The organism is Serratia marcescens (genome assembly GCF_029846115.1).
In the GTDB taxonomy this organism is placed as follows: domain Bacteria; phylum Pseudomonadota; class Gammaproteobacteria; order Enterobacterales; family Enterobacteriaceae; genus Serratia; species Serratia marcescens_L.
The window spans coordinates 1,732,550-1,747,258 of sequence record NZ_JARVZZ010000001.1; the positions used below are offsets into that span (position 1 = coordinate 1,732,550).

The window sequence follows — 14,709 nt, forward strand, 5'->3', positions numbered from 1 at the left end:
AAATTTGTCGGATTGTAGCGTAAATAAAGGCGAATTCGCAGTCTTGTTCGGCGATTATTAGCGCGTATTATAACGTCACTGGAACTGGCATTAATCTCGCCGCCGTCTTTTTGCGCCACTGGAAAGCCGTCGGGCAGAGATTCGAACATCCTCCTTGCGATCCGTCGCCATTAACCAGGAAATCATAAGTCATGCGTATTGAAGAAGATTTGAAGTTGGGCTTTAAAGACGTGTTGATCCGCCCTAAGCGCTCCACGCTGAAAAGCCGTTCCGAGGTTGAACTGGAACGTCAGTTTACCTTCAAGCATTCAGGTTGCAGCTGGTCCGGCGTGCCTATTATCGCCGCCAACATGGACACGGTGGGCACCTTCCGCATGGCTGAGGCCCTGGCTTCTTTCGACGTTCTCACCGCGGTACACAAACATTACAGCGTCGAGCAATGGGCTGACTTCGTGCAGCGTATGCCGGAATCGGTGCTGCGCCACGTGATGGTGTCCACCGGCACCTCCGAAGCCGACTTCGCCAAAATGCAACAGATCCTGGCTCTATCTCCGGCGCTGAAATTCATCTGCATCGACGTGGCCAACGGCTACTCTGAACATTTCGTCGCTTTCCTGCAGAAAGCGCGCGAAGCCTGCCCGAATCACGTGATCTGCGCCGGTAACGTGGTGACCGGCGAGATGGTGGAAGAGCTGATCCTCTCCGGCGCCGACATCGTTAAGGTCGGCATCGGCCCGGGTTCAGTCTGTACCACTCGAGTGAAAACCGGCGTGGGCTACCCGCAGCTGTCGGCGGTGATCGAATGCGCCGATGCGGCCCACGGGCTGGGCGGTCAAATCGTCAGCGACGGCGGCTGCTCGGTGCCAGGCGACGTCGCCAAAGCCTTCGGCGGCGGTGCTGACTTCGTGATGCTGGGCGGTATGCTGGCCGGCCACGACGAGTGCGAAGGCACCGTCGTGGAAGAGAACGGCGAGAAGTTCATGCTGTTCTACGGCATGAGCTCCGAGTCGGCGATGAAGCGCCACGTCGGCGGCGTGGCGGAGTATCGCGCGGCCGAAGGCAAAACCGTCAAGCTGCCGCTGCGTGGCGAGGTGGAGTTCACCGTGCGCGATATCCTCGGCGGCCTGCGTTCCGCTTGTACCTACGTCGGTGCCGAGCGCCTGAAAGAGCTGACCAAGCGCACCACCTTTATCCGCGTGGCGGAGCAGGAAAACCGCGTCTTCGGCAGCAAATAAGCCACACCTTGCATTCGGGCGCAGCGCACAGCGGCGCCCGTTATCCTTTTCTTTATCCCAGCACGCTGCCCAGTTGAAAAATAGGCAGGTACATGGCGATCACCAAAGCACCGACAATCCCGCCCACCACCAGCATCAGCAGCGGCTCCAGCGTTTGCGCCAGCGTATCGGCCAACTCGTGCGTCTGCCGTTCGTACCACTGCGCCAATTTATCCAGCAAGGCGTCCAGCGAACCGGATTCTTCGCCCACCCGCACCAGCTGCCGACACAGCGGCGGAAACAGCGGTTGCAGGCCAAGGACATGATGAAACGCCTCACCTTCGGCGATCTGCCGCTGCACCTGCTCCAGCGCCTGTCGGTACAGCAGATGGTCAGCCGCCAGCGCCGCCGCGTTCAAACCTTCCACCAGCGTCAGCCCCGCGCGTTGGGTCATGGTCAGAATACGAAACGTTTGGCTCAACGCGCCGCCGCTCACCAGCCGGGCGATCAGCGGCAGGCGCAGCAAGGCAGCCTGTTCACGTTGGCGCCACGGAGGGCGCGGATGCAGCCAGCGGCAGTAGCCGAACAGCAATGCGCCGAGCAGCAGCGCCAAATAGGGGCCAACGGCGATCAGCAGCGCGGATAACCTCAATAACCCTTGGGTAAACCAGGGCAGCGGCGCATCGAACGATTGATAAACCTTGGCGAACTCCGGCAGCACCATCACCAGCATCAGCACGCTGACCAGCAGCGCCACCGCACAGATGAAGAGGGGATAGCGCAGCGCTTTGGTCACTTTGCGGCGCAACATCAGCTGGGCTTCCTGCTGCTGTGCCAGCTGCAGGCAGCAGCGATCGAGGTTACCGGTCAGTTCGCCGATGGCGATCAGCTGGCGATAAATAGGCGGAAAAATGCCTGGTTGCGCGGCAAGGGTTTCGGAGAGTGGCAGCCCTTCGCGCACCTGTTCTGCCAACTGGCGTAACAGGCAACGCCAGGCTGGCGAAGGGTGCTCTGCCGCCAGAAGCTGCAGCGTATTGACCAGCGGCAGCCCGGCCTGCAACAGGGTAGCGAGTTGGCGGGTGAAGTGGATTAAGGGTTCTCCGCGCCACTGGCCAGGCGTGACGCGCTTGCCGTGCCCGATCCGCCACGGTTGCATGCCTTGTTCGATCAGTAATCGGCTCACCTGTCGTTTTTCATCGCTCATCAGTTCGCCGCGGCGCAAGGCGCCCTGAGCGTCGAAAGCCTGCCACAGAAACAGCCGGCGCGCTTTCATGGTGCGGTTACGCCGAGCTGGACGACGTCGATCACACGGTACAGTTCTTCCAGCGAGGTCGTGCCTTCGGCGGCCAGCGCCAGCCCGGCCTGCAGCAGCGAAAGCTGCCCCTGCTCGCGGGCGACATCTGCCAGCAGGCTGGGCGCGGCGCTCGCCAGCAACGCCGCCTGTATTTCCGGCGTAATGGCCAACAGCTCATACACGCCGATGCGACCATAGTAGCCGCCGAAGCAATGCTCGCAGCCGTCGGCGCGCCAGGCGGTCAGCGGATCTGGCCAGACCGCTGCGGGAAAATGCGTGGGCAGGCTGTGCGGGTAGCGGCAGTGGCGACACAGCCTGCGCACCAGCCGCTGCGCAACGACCAGCTTCAGACAGCCGGCGAGCAGGTAGCCGGGGATGCCCATGTGCATCAGGCGCGTCAGGGTTTCGCCGGTGGAGTTGGTATGCAGCGTCGACAGCACCAGGTGGCCAGTTTGCGCGGCCTTGACCGCGATCTCGGCGGTTTCCGCATCGCGGATCTCGCCGATCATGATGACATCCGGATCCTGGCGCAGCAGGGCGCGCAGCACCCGGGCGAAACTCAGCTCGGTTTTGGCATTGATCTGGGTTTGATTGACGCCGAACAGCGGTATCTCGATCGGATCCTCGACGCTGCACAGGTTGCTTTGTGCATCGTTCAACTGGCGCAGACCGCTGTACAGCGTTACCGTCTTGCCGCTGCCGGTCGGGCCGGTCACCAGGATCAAACCTTGCGGGCAGGCCAGCGCCGCCGCGTAGCGCGCCAGATCTGCCCGGCTCATGCCCAGTTGATCCAGCGGCAGCTCCTGCTGCTCACCCTGCTGAACGCGCAGCACTACCTTTTCGCCGTGCAGCGTCGGCAGGGTGGCGATACGCATGGCATAGCGCGCGCTATCCAGCGTCAGGCTGAGTTGCCCGTCCTGAGGCTGACGGCGCTCGGCGATATCCAACTGGCCGAGGATCTTCAGCCGGGCGATGAGGCGCGCGGCCAGCTGTGGCGGCGGTGAGGCGAGGGTTTGCAGCACGCCGTCGATGCGCAGACGAATGCGAAAATGCTGCCGAAAGGGCTCGAAGTGGATATCCGAGGCGCGGCGCTGAATGGCCAGGCGCAGCGTCTGGTTGATGAACTGCACCACCGGCGCATCGCCGTCGTCGAGGTAGGCGATGTCGGCGGTGTCTTCTTCGGCTGCCAGCGGCGCCGGCAGCGATTCGTGGCGTTGGTTCAGCGCCTGCTCAAGCCTGGCCGCCGGCCAGTGTTCCAGATGGATGCGCTTGCCGGTGGCGAAACGCAGCGCCGCCAGCAGCCCCTGCGGCGCTTCTTCGTTGAGCGCGACCGTCAGGGTGGTCGGATCTTCGTTCAGCGCCAGCGCCTGATAGCGCCGGCACAGGGCATGAACCTCTTCGCTGATTTGCGCGTTCATCGCCGTTACTCCGCCGCATTGTCGAAGCGGAAGACTTCCTGACACACTTCAACCAGCGTTGCGTTTTCGCTGCTGCACAGCCGGCTCCAGCGGGTCAGCCCCTCGGCGTTCGATTTGGGGGTTAGTGCCACCGCCAGCCCCTGCAGCGTTTGGGTGCCGGTCAGCGTGATCACGCCTTTGACGACTTTCACCCCGCTGACGTAACGCGACGTGCCGCCGGTGGGAATGCCTTTGCTGCCGGCCTCACAGCCGGTGGGTGCGCCCTCGTCCAGCACGCACAGCTCGACCGCCAGTTTATACGGCGCCATGGTTTGCAGCATGTCGGTCATCGCCGCTTTCTGGATGTAGCGTTGGTAGGCGGGAATGCCGATAGCGCTGAGGATGGCGATGATGGCGATCACCACCATCAGTTCTATCAGGGTAAAGCCGCGTTGCGTTTCCATGCGTTGTTTCCTCCATTGGGTGTGGAAGACAACGGTAGCGGCTTGCTCGGGGGCACGGCGAGGGGCTTTTGCGCGTTTCTCGGCGCGCTTCCATCAGTAATGATGTCGTTTGCAGCGGTGAAAAAAACGATGCGAGGGGGTTCGCAATTTTTCGGTGACGCCCCCGACAGCGGCCGGGGGCGAGGGGATCATTTGAAGCGCATTGACAGATCGAGTGCAGTGATGTGCTTGGTCAGTGCGCCGACCGATATGTAATCCACGCCGGTCTCGGCAAAGGTGCGCAGCGTCTCGCTGGTGACGTTGCCGGACACTTCCAACTGGGCGCGCCCTTGGGTTTGGGCGACCGCCTGGCGCATCATCTCGACGCTGAAGTTGTCCAGCATGATGATGTCGGCACCGGCGTCCAGCGCCTGCTGCAGTTCATCGAGCGATTCGACTTCCACTTCCACCGGCACATCGGCGTGCAGCCAGAAGGCTTTTTCCACCGCGTTCTTGATAGAGCCGGAGGCGATGATGTGGTTTTCCTTGATCAGGAAGGCGTCGGACAGCCCCAGCCGGTGGTTGCTGCCGCCCCCGCACAGCACGGCGTATTTCAGCGCGGTGCGCAGACCGGGCAAGGTCTTGCGGGTATCGAGCAGGCGAGTCCGGGTGCCTTCCAGCAGGGCCACGTAGCGGCTGACCTCGGTCGCCACGCCGGAGAGCGTCTGCACGAAGTTCAGCGCGGTGCGCTCGCCGGTCAGCATCACCCGCGCGGGGCCGTGCAGCCGGCAGAGCGGTTGGTTCGGCGTCAGACGGTCGCCGTCCGCCACCAGCCACTCCACCTGCACCTGGTTGCCCAACTGAATAAAGACTTCGTTCAACCAGCGGCGGCCGCAGAACACGCCGGCTTCGCGGGTGATGACGGTGGCTTCGGCCTGCTTGTCCGCCGGTAACAATTGCGCGGTAATATCGCGCCCGGCGTCGACTTCACCCCCCAAGTCTTCGCGCAGCGCCTGGGCGACGGCATAGGGAATATCACTTTCAATTCGTTCAAGAAGCTCGGTGCGGCGACTGTCGGCACTGTAGCGGCGTGTCGGCATGGAAAACTCCGAAATGGACGGTTAGATCGTAGGGGAACATGCTACTCTGTTGCAGGAATAAGTACCACCGTAGAGAGGTGTCTGATGCAGTTGGAAAATGGCTGGATTGTCGGGGTGACGCGAGTGCTCTCGCCGCACTGCGATCGGCGCCCGGATGACGAGCCCCCCTCGCTGCTGGTCATCCACAACATCAGCCTGCCGCCCGGCGAGTTCGGCGGCCCCTATATCGACCAGCTGTTTACCGGCACGCTCGATCCCGCGCAGCACCCCTATTTCGCCGAGATCCATCAGCTACGGGTGTCGGCGCACTGTCTGATCCGCCGCGACGGGGAGATCGTGCAGTATGTGCCCTTCGACCAACGCGCCTGGCACGCGGGCGTTTCTCTGTATCAGGGGCGCGATCGGTGCAACGATTTCTCCATCGGCATCGAGCTGGAAGGCACCGATCTGTTGCCTTACACCGAGGCGCAATACCACAGGCTGCAGGCGGTCACCGCGCTGCTGGCCGAACGTTATCCGCCGCTGGTGGCCAATATCGCCGGGCATTGCGATATCGCTCCCGGCCGCAAGACCGATCCCGGACCGGCGTTCGATTGGGATCGCTATCTGGCATCTCTGGAACAACGCGGCGCGCCCGCCGACGCTATGCTTGAGACAAGAAAAAGGGAGAGGAATCGCTAATGACGCTGTTTACGCTGTTGCTGGTTTTGGCCTGGGAGCGCCTGTTTAAGCTGGGAGAACACTGGCAGCTGGATCACCGTCTCGAAGTGGTGTTTCAGCGGCTGCATCGGGTTTCGCTGGCGCAGACGCTGGCGATGACCGCCGCCTGGATGGTGATCGTCTGGGGCGTTCTGTGGCTGTCGCACGGGTTGTTCTTCGGCGTGGTGACGCTGCTGCTGTGGATTGTCATCGATCTGCTGTGCGTCGGCGCCGGCATCAAGCGCAAACACTACCGCGCCTACCTGAAAGCGGCGCGGCAGGGCGATACCCACGCCAGCGATCAGATGGCGGAAGAGCTGGCGTTGATCCACGGTTTGCCGGTGGACTGCAGCGAAGAGCTGCGCCTGCGCGAGCTGCAAAACGCGCTGCTGTGGATCAACTTCCGCTATTACCTGGCGCCGCTGTTCTGGTTCGTGGTCTTTGGGCCTTACGGGCCGATCGCGTTGGCGGGGTATGCCTTCCTGCGCGCCTATCAAACCTGGCTGGCGCGCCACAATACGCCGCTGGAGCGTTCGCAATCGGGCATCGATCACCTGCTGAACTGGCTGGACTGGATCCCGGTGCGTTTGGCTGGGGTGGCCTATGCGCTGTTCGGCCACGGCGAGCGTGCGCTGCCGGCGTGGTTCGCCTCGCTGGGGGATCGGCATTCGTCGTCGTATCAGGTGTTGACGCGGCTGGCGCAGTTCTCGCTGGCGCGCGATCCGCATATGGATCCGGTGCAAACGCCGCGGGCGGCGGTGACGCTGGCGCGCAAGGTGACGATGATCATCGTGGTGGTAGTGGCGCTGTTGACCATTTACGGCACGCTGCTTTAAGCGGCTGCGAAAAACAAAACGGGCGCCGAGGCGCCCGTTTTTTTGGCCATTCGGCCGGGATTACAGCTTGGCGAAGCAGCGACGCGCGGCGTCGATGGTGCGCTGAATGTCTTCCTTGCTGTGCGCCACGGACATGAAGCCCGCTTCGAAGGCGGACGGCGCCAGATACACCCCTTCCTCCAGCATCAGGTGGAAGAAGCGCTTGAAGCGTTCCACGTCGCACTGCATCACGTCCTGATAGCAGGTCACTGTCGGCGCGTCGGTGAAGAACAGGCCGAACATGCCGCCGACGTTGTTGACCACCAGCGGGATATTCTCTTCCTGCGCCGCATGCAGCAGGCCTGCGGCCAGCATTTCGGTCAGTTCGGTCAGCGTCTGGTGCACGCCTACCTGTGATACTTCGGTCAGGCAGGCATAGCCCGCCGCCATGGCGATCGGGTTGCCGGACAGGGTGCCCGCCTGGTAGACCGGGCCGGTCGGCGCCAGCGCGTCCATCACGTCGCGGCGGCCGCCGAAGGCGCCCACCGGCATGCCGCCGCCGATGATTTTGCCCAGACAGGTCAGATCCGGCTCGACGCCGTAATAGGACTGTGCGCCGGCCAGCGCCACGCGGAAGCCGGTCATCACTTCATCGATGATCAAGAGCGCGCCGTACTTGTCGCACAGGGCGCGCAGTCCCGGCAGGAATTCCGGCAGCGGCGGCACGCAGTTCATGTTGCCGGCAACCGGTTCGACGATGATACAGGCGATCTCGGACGGGTACTGCTCGAAGGCGGCACGCACCGAATCCAGGTCGTTATAGGTGCAGGTCAGGGTGTGCTTGGCGAAGTCGGCCGGCACGCCCGGTGAGTTCGGCTGGCCGAGGGTCAGCGCGCCGGAACCGGCTTTCACCAGCAGGCAGTCGGCGTGGCCGTGGTAGCAGCCTTCGAACTTGATGATTTTGTCGCGGTTGGTGTAGCCGCGCGCCAGGCGGATGGCGCTCATGGTGGCTTCGGTGCCCGAGTTCACCATGCGCACCATATCCATCGTCGGCACCAGTTCGGTGACCAACTGCGCCATTTTGACTTCCATCTCGGTCGGTGCGCCGAAGCTCAGGCCGCGCTGCGCCGCTTCGATCACCGCGTCGCGGATCGCCGGGTGGTTATGCCCCAGCACCATCGGCCCCCAGGAACCGACATAGTCGATATAGGCCTTGCCGTCGGCATCGAACAGGTAAGCCCCGTCAGCCCGCTCGATAAACAGCGGCACACCGCCTACGCCGGTGAATGCACGCACCGGAGAGTTCACCCCACCGGGGATCAACTGTTGCGCCTGGGCGTACAGACTTTCGGACTTGCTGTGTAGGCTCATAAATCGGCTCCTGGATTCTCTTTTGAATGATTTGACCGCGCTATTCTAGAGGAGAGCGCCGCGTTATGAAACGATCACAGTCAGATACCATTAACGGCAGCGCCCGCCGCCGGGTTGGGGTAGAATAACCGCCCTGCCTATTTGTATTACAAATTACCTGACGAATCATTCGCGATGACAGAATCACAATCACAGCCAGTCGGGACGTTGAGCCCGCGTCTTAGCCGCAGCGATGCGGTGCGTCAGTTTATTCGCCGCGATAAGACCCCGGTGGCGATCCTGGTGATGGCCGCGCTGGTGGGGACGCTGGCCGGTTTGCTCGGCGTGGCCTTCGATAAGGCGGTGGAGTGGGTGCAGCAGCAGCGGCTGGCTTCACTGGCGCAGGTCGCCGATTCCTGGAGCCTGGTGTGGCCGCTGGCGTTTATCCTGTCCGCCGCGCTGGCGGCGCTGGGTTATTACCTGGTGCGGCGCTTTGCGCCTGAGGCGGGCGGCTCGGGTATTCCGGAGATCGAAGGCGCGCTGGAGGAGCTGCGGCCAGTGCGCTGGTGGCGCGTGATCCCGGTGAAATTCATCGGCGGCATGGGCACGCTGGGGGCGGGCATGGTGCTGGGGCGCGAAGGGCCCACGGTGCAAATGGGCGGCAACGTCGGGCGCATGGTATTGGACGTGCTGCGCATTCGCGGCGCCGAGGCGCGTCATACGCTGCTGGCGACCGGGGCCGCCGCTGGGCTGTCCGCCGCGTTCAACGCGCCGCTGGCCGGCATCTTGTTCATCATCGAAGAGATGCGGCCGCAGTTCCGCTACAACCTGATCTCGATTAAAGCGGTGTTTATCGGCGTTATCATGTCGAGCGTGGTGTTCCAGCTGTTTAACGGCCAGGGCTCGGTGATCGCGGTCGATAAACTTTCTTCGGCGCCCATTAATACCCTGTGGCTCTATCTGGTGCTGGGGGCGATATTCGGCGCGGTGGGCGTGGGATTCAACGCGATGATCTTCCGCACTCAGGATATGTTTGCGCGCCTGCACGGCGGCAGAATGCGCAATGTCTTGCTGATGGGCGGGCTGCTCGGCGGCGTGTGCGGTATTCTGGGGCTGATCCAGCCGGAGGCGGCGGGTGGCGGCTTTGGGCTGATCCCCATCGCCGCGGCGGGCAATTACAGCGTCGGCATGTTGATGTTCATCTTTATTACCCGCATCTTCACTACGCTGCTGTGCTTCGGCTCCGGCGCGCCGGGCGGCATCTTCGCGCCGATGCTGGCGCTGGGCACGCTGTTCGGCACCGCTTTTGGGCTGGCGGGGGCGCACCTGTTCCCGCAGTACGGCATCGAGGCGGGCACCTTCGCCATCGCCGGCATGGGGGCGCTGTTCGCCGCCACGGTGCGCGCCCCGCTGACCGGTATCGTGCTGGTGCTGGAAATGACCGACAACTACCAACTGATTTTACCGATGATCATCACTTGCCTCGGCGCTACGGTGGTGGCGCAGCTGCTCGGCGGCAAGCCGCTGTATTCGTCGATCCTGGCCCGCACGCTGCAAAGACAGGAGGCGCAGCTGGCGCGGGAAGCGGCGGAGAAAACAGGTAAGGAAAATACAACAAATGCGGTGAATACTTGAACGCAACACTCAGGTATCGGATAATCGTTAATATTAATCAGGCAGCCATAGTCGCGATCTGATGCTGAACAATGTTGGGAGTAAAGAGTATGAGTGATCAAACGGCACTGCCCCTGCAATTTACCGAGGCAGCAGCAAGCAAGGTTAAGTTCCTGATTGCTGACGAAGAAAATCCGAACCTGAAGTTGCGGGTTTACATTACCGGCGGCGGCTGCAGCGGATTCCAGTACGGCTTCACTTTTGACGACAAGGTCAACGATGGCGACATGACCATCGAGAAGCAGGGCGTGGCGCTGGTGGTCGATCCGATGAGCCTACAGTATCTGGTCGGCGGTTCGGTGGATTACACTGAAGGGCTGGAAGGGTCGCGCTTCGTGGTGACCAACCCGAATGCCAAAACCACCTGCGGTTGTGGTTCGTCGTTCAGCATCTGAGTTTGCCAGTCAGAATATCAACCCGCTCGCCTTACGGCCGGCGGGTTTTTTTATGCCTACCATTCCACGAGGATCACTTCCGCACCGTTCTCCTGTGCCGGTGGGCTGTGGATGATGTTCGGCTGCGCCGTCGCGTGGCTGCATTCGGCCTGTGGGATGTCGGCCTCGAGACGCACGGCGCATTGCGGTTCAATGGTCAGGGTAACGCCGATCTGGCCGCTGACGGCATCGGCATACGCGGTGCCACTCAGCAGGGCACCACAGCAGGCAAGCAGCATTTTTTTCATCATTGCGGGAATAGTCATCCGTAAGCCATCTTGTGATGACTTATCGGCAAAAAGTTAAAAAGTTTTAACAGCGCGGGGAGGGGATTAACCTGCGGATAACAGAATTTTACATCGTCGCTACGCTATTTTTCGGACGAAAATAATATCACCAAACCCGTTTTTAGTCTAATAAATCACCAGGTGCGGCGTTGCCAAGCGTCGCCCCACAGGGCGACGGCTCAGCGTTCGAGAATAAAGGCGGGCAGTTTGAGGTGCCAGCGGATGGCCGCCAGTCGAATGACCAGGGTGATGATCATGCCCAGCATCATGGCCTGTTGCAGCGGCATGCTGAAGGTGTAAAACGCCGTGGCGTGCACGATGCCGCCGATGATGCAGGCGGTGGCGTAAATTTCGGTGCGCAGGATCATCGGGATCTCGCGCGCCAGCACGTCGCGGATAATGCCGCCGCCGACGCCGGTGATCACCCCCATGCAGATTGCCACCAGCGGGCCGGTGCCGGCTGCGAAGGCCTTGTTGACGCCGATGCCGACGAACACCGCCAGCCCGACGGCGTCCAGCACCGGCAGCACCCACTGCGGCAGACGGCGCGGCTGGCGCACCAGCAGCAGCGTCAAGACGCAGGTGATCATCGCCACCACCAGATCGGTGGGATCCTTGACCCAGAACACCGGGCCGTTGGCCAGCGCCATGTCGCGGATGGTGCCGCCGCCGACCGCGGTGACCACGCCCAATACCAGCACGCCGAACGGATCCATGCGCAACTTGCCGGCCAGCAGTACGCCGGAGATGGCGAACACCGCCGTACCGAGAATATCCAACCAGAACACCAGCATCAGCGGATCTCCGCCAGCTGGCGGCACAGCTGCTGCGCCGCCAACAGGATGCGCGGCCCGCCGCGGTTGAACCAGTCTTCGTTCAGCGCGATCACCGGCACCTGCAGCTGCGGCGCCCAGAAGGCTTTCACATTGGCGGCTTCTTTCGCGCCGCCGGTGATGACGATGGCCTGCGGCTGGCGCGCCAACACCTGCTCGCGGCTGATTTGTGGCCAAGGGGTGCGGCTGTCGGCGAAGACGTTCTGCCCGCCGCACAGCGCCAGCACCTGGCTTTGCAATGTGGCGCCGGCGCTGGTGAACAGCGGCTGGGTGCCGAACTGCAGCAGCACGCGCCGCGATGGGTTAGCGGCATACTGTTGTTTGAGAGCGGCGAACTGGCGGCGAAGGCCTTCCGCCGCCTGATGCGCCTGCTCCGGGTGCGGGCTGTATTGCGCCAGCTTGTCCAGCAAGCCGGCGATCCCTTCGAGATTATCGGCGTCCGCATAGAAGATCGGGATGCCGAACGCGGCGAGCTGATCCAGCACGCGCTGCGGATTGCCGCCGCGCCAGGCGAGGATCAGGTCCGGCTTGAGCGCCAGCACCCGCTCCAGATTGATGCCCTGCCAGGAGGCCACCTGCTCCAGCTTGGCGGCCTGCGGCGGATAATCGGAATAGGCGCTCGCCGCCACCAGCACATCGCCCATGCCGGCGGCATAGGCGAGTTCGGTCGCGTTGGGCGCCAGGCTGATCACCCGCTGAGCGGCGCCGGCCGGCATGGCCAGCCAGAGCGCCAACAGACAGAGCATCGAGGTGAAGCGCAGCCTCACATCAACCGCGCTTGGCCAGGGTTTGCAGCATGGCGTTGACCATCAGCGTAGACTGCTTGGCCGCTACCACCAGGAACTCGTCAAAGCTCATGTGCGATTCGCTGTCGGCGACGTCGGAAATGGCGCGCACCACCACGAACGGCGTGCCGAACAGATGGCAGATGTGGGCGATCGCCGCGGCTTCCATTTCCACGGCGGCGACGCGCGGGAAGGTCGCGCGGATGCGCGCCAGCGGTTCGGCGCCATTGATGAAGGCGTCACCGCTGCAGATCAGGCCGCGCACCGCGTGCAGATCCAGCTGTTTGATGCAGCCTTCCGCCAACGCGATCAGCGCGTCGTCGGCGACGAACGCCGCCGGGCAGCCGGCCATCTGGCCCGGCTCGTAGCCGAAAGCGGTGACGTCGGCGTCGTGGTAGCGCACTTCTTCCGATACCACGATATCGCCCACGCGCAGCGTGCTGGCCAGGCCGCCGGCGGAACCGGTGTTGATCACCAGGTCCGGGCTGCAGTGCTCCAGCAGCAGAGTGGTGCCCATGGCCGCCGAGACTTTACCGATGCCGGATTTCAGCAGGGCCACGTCAACGCCGCCAATTTGGCCGGTGTAGATTTCGCAGCCTGCGCGCTGGATAGTTTGACGGTTTTCGATTTGATCGCGCAGCAGGGTGACTTCCTGCTCCATTGCGCCGATGATGCCTACTTTCATAAATAACACTCGCTGATTGGCCGTGAGAATTGCGGCATAGTCTATCATGGCTGTGTATGAGAGATAATGCGTTGCATCCGCTGCCGGGAATTGTTATCACGGGGGCAGGGCGCAACGGCGGAGAAACAGATGTCCGGGATCGACTTCAAGCAAAAAATCAGCTTTCAACGGCCTTTCAGCAAACCGATCGAGGCCGAGGAAGAGTACGACATCGTGCGGCAGTTCGAGAGCGATCGCGGGCGCATCGTTAACTCGGCCGCCATTCGCCGTCTGCAGCAAAAAACCCAGGTGTTTCCGCTGGAGCGCAACGCGGCGGTGCGCAGCCGCCTGACGCACTCGATGGAGGTGCAGCAGGTTGGGCGCCACATCGCCAAAGAGATCCTCAACCGCTTCAAACAGGCGGGGAGAATTGATGAGCTCGGCCTGACCCGGCTGCTCGATCCGTTTGAAAGCATCGTGGAAATGGCCTGCCTGATGCACGACATCGGCAATCCGCCGTTCGGTCACTTCGGCGAGTCGGCGATCAACGACTGGTTCGCCCAACGGCTCGATCCCGCCAGTTGCGGCAGCGAGCCGGGCAGCCACGATCGCTGCCTGGTGGCGACGCTGCGCCTGCATGAGGGGGAGAGCGATCTGAACCGGCTGCGCAGCCGGATCCGTCAGGATCTCAGCCACTTCGAGGGCAATGCCCAGGCGATCCGCATGGTGTACAGCCTGCTCAAGCTCAACCTGACCTATGCGCAGGTCGGCTGCATTTTGAAATACACCCGCCCGGCCTACTGGGCGAGCGACATCCCCGCCAGCCACAGTTACCTGATGAAAAAGCCCGGCTACTATCTGGCGGAAGAGGCCTTCGTCGATCGGCTGCGGCGCGAGCTGCACATGGGCGAGTTCGATCGTTTCCCGCTGACCTATATCATGGAGGCCGCCGACGATATCTCGTACTGCGTGGCCGATCTGGAAGACGCGGTGGAGAAGAGCATTTTCACCGTCGAGCAGCTGTATCAGCACCTGATTCAGGAGTGGGGCGAGGTGGTGCCGGGCGATCTGTTCGACAAGACCGTCGCCAGCGCGTTTCGCAAGATCGATCGCGGCGGCGCGCGGCGCAGCGCGGAAGATCAGTTCTTCATGTATTTGCGGGTGTTTACCGTGGCGCGGCTGGTGCCGCACGCGGCGCAACGCTTTATCGACAATCTGGACGCGGTCTATCAGGGCAGTTTCAATCAGGCGCTGCTGGAGGACTCCAGCCCGGCGTACCAGCTGCTGAAAATATTTAAAAATGTGGCGTTCAAGCACGTGTTCAACCACCCGGAGGTCGAGCAGCTCGAGCTGCAAGGCTACCGGGTGATCAGCGGCCTGCTGGACATTTACAGCCCGCTGTTGGCGATGTCGCTGGCGGACTTCAGCCAGCTGGTGCACGAGGACAGTCATCGCGCTTACCCGATCGAAACGCGCCTGTTCCACAAGCTGTCCACCAAGCATCGGCTGGCGTATGCGGAGGCGGTAGAGGGGCTGCAGCATTTATCGCCGGAGCAGCAAGCCATTCGGGAATATTATTTCCGCGCGCGTTTATTGCAGGACTATATCAGCGGAATGACCGACCTTTACGCCTATGATGAATATCGTCGATTGATGGCGGCGGAATAATTGATCTGAAGAATAATTTCAGCAATTCCAACCGGTTGGCTGTCTCGAGTTT

The 14,709-nt window shown here is 62.3% G+C and carries 15 protein-coding genes; 6 read left to right on the forward strand and 9 right to left on the reverse strand.

What is annotated here, in order from left to right:
- Positions 1-191: 191 nt before the first annotated feature.
- Entirely contained in the window at positions 192-1,235 is a 1,044-nt protein-coding gene (locus tag QDT79_RS07970) for a GMP reductase (RefSeq protein WP_015376656.1), read from the forward strand.
- A gap of 52 nt (positions 1,236-1,287) precedes the next feature.
- On the opposite strand, the gene hofC is transcribed toward QDT79_RS07970, so the two are convergent.
- From hofC to nadC, 4 genes are all read right to left on the reverse strand, one after another.
- The gene (gene hofC / locus QDT79_RS07975) at positions 1,288-2,487 is read right to left on the reverse strand and encodes a protein transport protein HofC (protein WP_149558885.1); all 1,200 of its coding nucleotides are present in this window, start codon (positions 2,485-2,487) and stop codon (positions 1,288-1,290) included.
- Positions 2,484-3,926, reverse strand: coding sequence for a type II secretion system protein GspE (gene gspE / locus QDT79_RS07980; protein ID WP_107226765.1), 1,443 nt, complete (start codon positions 3,924-3,926; stop codon positions 2,484-2,486). The genes hofC and gspE overlap by 4 nt, the downstream gene beginning before the upstream one ends.
- Before the next feature lie 5 nt (positions 3,927-3,931).
- Positions 3,932-4,369, reverse strand: a complete 438-nt coding sequence (gene ppdD / locus QDT79_RS07985; RefSeq protein WP_149558883.1) for a prepilin peptidase-dependent pilin — start codon at positions 4,367-4,369, stop codon at positions 3,932-3,934.
- 188 nt (positions 4,370-4,557) lie between these two features.
- Entirely contained in the window at positions 4,558-5,448 is an 891-nt protein-coding gene (nadC, locus tag QDT79_RS07990; RefSeq protein ID WP_063991397.1) for a carboxylating nicotinate-nucleotide diphosphorylase, read from the reverse strand.
- An 84-nt stretch (positions 5,449-5,532) separates the two neighbouring features.
- On the opposite strand from nadC, the gene ampD reads away from it, so the two are divergent.
- On the forward strand, positions 5,533-6,129 hold the full coding sequence (gene ampD, locus QDT79_RS07995; protein ID WP_063991396.1) for a 1,6-anhydro-N-acetylmuramyl-L-alanine amidase AmpD: 597 nt from the start codon (positions 5,533-5,535) through the stop codon (positions 6,127-6,129).
- Positions 6,129-6,983: a beta-lactamase regulator AmpE gene (gene ampE / locus QDT79_RS08000; protein WP_033631795.1), complete on the forward strand. Its 855-nt coding sequence runs from the start codon at positions 6,129-6,131 to the stop codon at positions 6,981-6,983. The genes ampD and ampE overlap by 1 nt, the downstream gene beginning before the upstream one ends.
- 60 nt (positions 6,984-7,043) lie before the next feature.
- On the opposite strand, the gene hemL is transcribed toward ampE, so the two are convergent.
- The gene (gene hemL, locus QDT79_RS08005) at positions 7,044-8,333 is read right to left on the reverse strand and encodes a glutamate-1-semialdehyde 2,1-aminomutase (RefSeq protein ID WP_049272773.1); all 1,290 of its coding nucleotides are present in this window, start codon (positions 8,331-8,333) and stop codon (positions 7,044-7,046) included.
- A 174-nt stretch (positions 8,334-8,507) separates the two neighbouring features.
- Here hemL and clcA point away from each other — a divergent pair, with 174 nt between their 5' ends.
- Together clcA and erpA are read left to right on the forward strand one after the other, a co-directional pair.
- Positions 8,508-9,947, forward strand: a complete 1,440-nt coding sequence (gene clcA, locus QDT79_RS08010; protein ID WP_308316372.1) for a H(+)/Cl(-) exchange transporter ClcA — start codon at positions 8,508-8,510, stop codon at positions 9,945-9,947.
- An 89-nt stretch (positions 9,948-10,036) separates the two neighbouring features.
- Positions 10,037-10,381: an iron-sulfur cluster insertion protein ErpA gene (gene erpA, locus QDT79_RS08015; RefSeq protein WP_033649222.1), complete on the forward strand. Its 345-nt coding sequence runs from the start codon at positions 10,037-10,039 to the stop codon at positions 10,379-10,381.
- A gap of 56 nt (positions 10,382-10,437) precedes the next feature.
- On the opposite strand, the gene QDT79_RS08020 is transcribed toward erpA, so the two are convergent.
- The 4 genes from QDT79_RS08020 to mtnN form a co-directional block, all read right to left on the reverse strand.
- Positions 10,438-10,686: a hypothetical protein gene (locus QDT79_RS08020; RefSeq protein ID WP_130018495.1), complete on the reverse strand. Its 249-nt coding sequence runs from the start codon at positions 10,684-10,686 to the stop codon at positions 10,438-10,440.
- 200 nt (positions 10,687-10,886) lie between these two features.
- Complete coding sequence (locus tag QDT79_RS08025; RefSeq protein WP_063991394.1) at positions 10,887-11,501, reverse strand: TRIC cation channel family protein; 615 nt, start codon at positions 11,499-11,501, stop codon at positions 10,887-10,889.
- Positions 11,501-12,286 carry a vitamin B12 ABC transporter substrate-binding protein BtuF gene (gene btuF, locus QDT79_RS08030; RefSeq protein ID WP_107226808.1) on the reverse strand — a complete coding sequence of 262 codons (786 nt, stop codon included), beginning with the start codon at positions 12,284-12,286 and terminating at the stop codon, positions 11,501-11,503. Before btuF ends, QDT79_RS08025 begins: the two co-directional genes overlap by 1 nt.
- Positions 12,287-12,308: 22 nt before the next feature.
- On the reverse strand, positions 12,309-13,010 hold the full coding sequence (gene mtnN, locus QDT79_RS08035) for a 5'-methylthioadenosine/S-adenosylhomocysteine nucleosidase (RefSeq protein ID WP_308316373.1): 702 nt from the start codon (positions 13,008-13,010) through the stop codon (positions 12,309-12,311).
- A gap of 129 nt (positions 13,011-13,139) precedes the next feature.
- Between mtnN and dgt the strand changes: the two genes are divergently transcribed.
- The gene (dgt, locus tag QDT79_RS08040) at positions 13,140-14,657 is read left to right on the forward strand and encodes a dGTPase (RefSeq protein WP_308316374.1); all 1,518 of its coding nucleotides are present in this window, start codon (positions 13,140-13,142) and stop codon (positions 14,655-14,657) included.
- Positions 14,658-14,709 lie beyond the last annotated feature (52 nt).

Excerpts from the sequence above, each read along its gene's own strand:
- btuF (WP_107226808.1), bottom strand. The coding sequence starts at position 12,286 with ATGCTCTGTCTGTTGGCGCTCTGGCTGGCCATGCCGGCCGGCGCCGCT.
- ampE (WP_033631795.1), top strand. The coding sequence starts at position 6,129 with ATGACGCTGTTTACGCTGTTGCTGGTTTTGGCCTGGGAGCGCCTGTTT.
- mtnN (WP_308316373.1), bottom strand. The coding sequence starts at position 13,010 with ATGAAAGTAGGCATCATCGGCGCAATGGAGCAGGAAGTCACCCTGCTG.
- QDT79_RS08025 (WP_063991394.1), bottom strand. The coding sequence starts at position 11,501 with ATGCTGGTGTTCTGGTTGGATATTCTCGGTACGGCGGTGTTCGCCATC.
- hofC (WP_149558885.1), bottom strand. The coding sequence starts at position 2,487 with ATGAAAGCGCGCCGGCTGTTTCTGTGGCAGGCTTTCGACGCTCAGGGC.
- dgt (WP_308316374.1), top strand. The coding sequence starts at position 13,140 with ATGTCCGGGATCGACTTCAAGCAAAAAATCAGCTTTCAACGGCCTTTC.
- ppdD (WP_149558883.1), bottom strand. The coding sequence starts at position 4,369 with ATGGAAACGCAACGCGGCTTTACCCTGATAGAACTGATGGTGGTGATC.
- gspE (WP_107226765.1), bottom strand. The coding sequence starts at position 3,926 with ATGAACGCGCAAATCAGCGAAGAGGTTCATGCCCTGTGCCGGCGCTAT.
- QDT79_RS07970 (WP_015376656.1), top strand. The coding sequence starts at position 192 with ATGCGTATTGAAGAAGATTTGAAGTTGGGCTTTAAAGACGTGTTGATC.
- clcA (WP_308316372.1), top strand. The coding sequence starts at position 8,508 with ATGACAGAATCACAATCACAGCCAGTCGGGACGTTGAGCCCGCGTCTT.
- nadC (WP_063991397.1), bottom strand. The coding sequence starts at position 5,448 with ATGCCGACACGCCGCTACAGTGCCGACAGTCGCCGCACCGAGCTTCTT.
- ampD (WP_063991396.1), top strand. The coding sequence starts at position 5,533 with ATGCAGTTGGAAAATGGCTGGATTGTCGGGGTGACGCGAGTGCTCTCG.
- hemL (WP_049272773.1), bottom strand. The coding sequence starts at position 8,333 with ATGAGCCTACACAGCAAGTCCGAAAGTCTGTACGCCCAGGCGCAACAG.
- QDT79_RS08020 (WP_130018495.1), bottom strand. The coding sequence starts at position 10,686 with ATGACTATTCCCGCAATGATGAAAAAAATGCTGCTTGCCTGCTGTGGT.
- erpA (WP_033649222.1), top strand. The coding sequence starts at position 10,037 with ATGAGTGATCAAACGGCACTGCCCCTGCAATTTACCGAGGCAGCAGCA.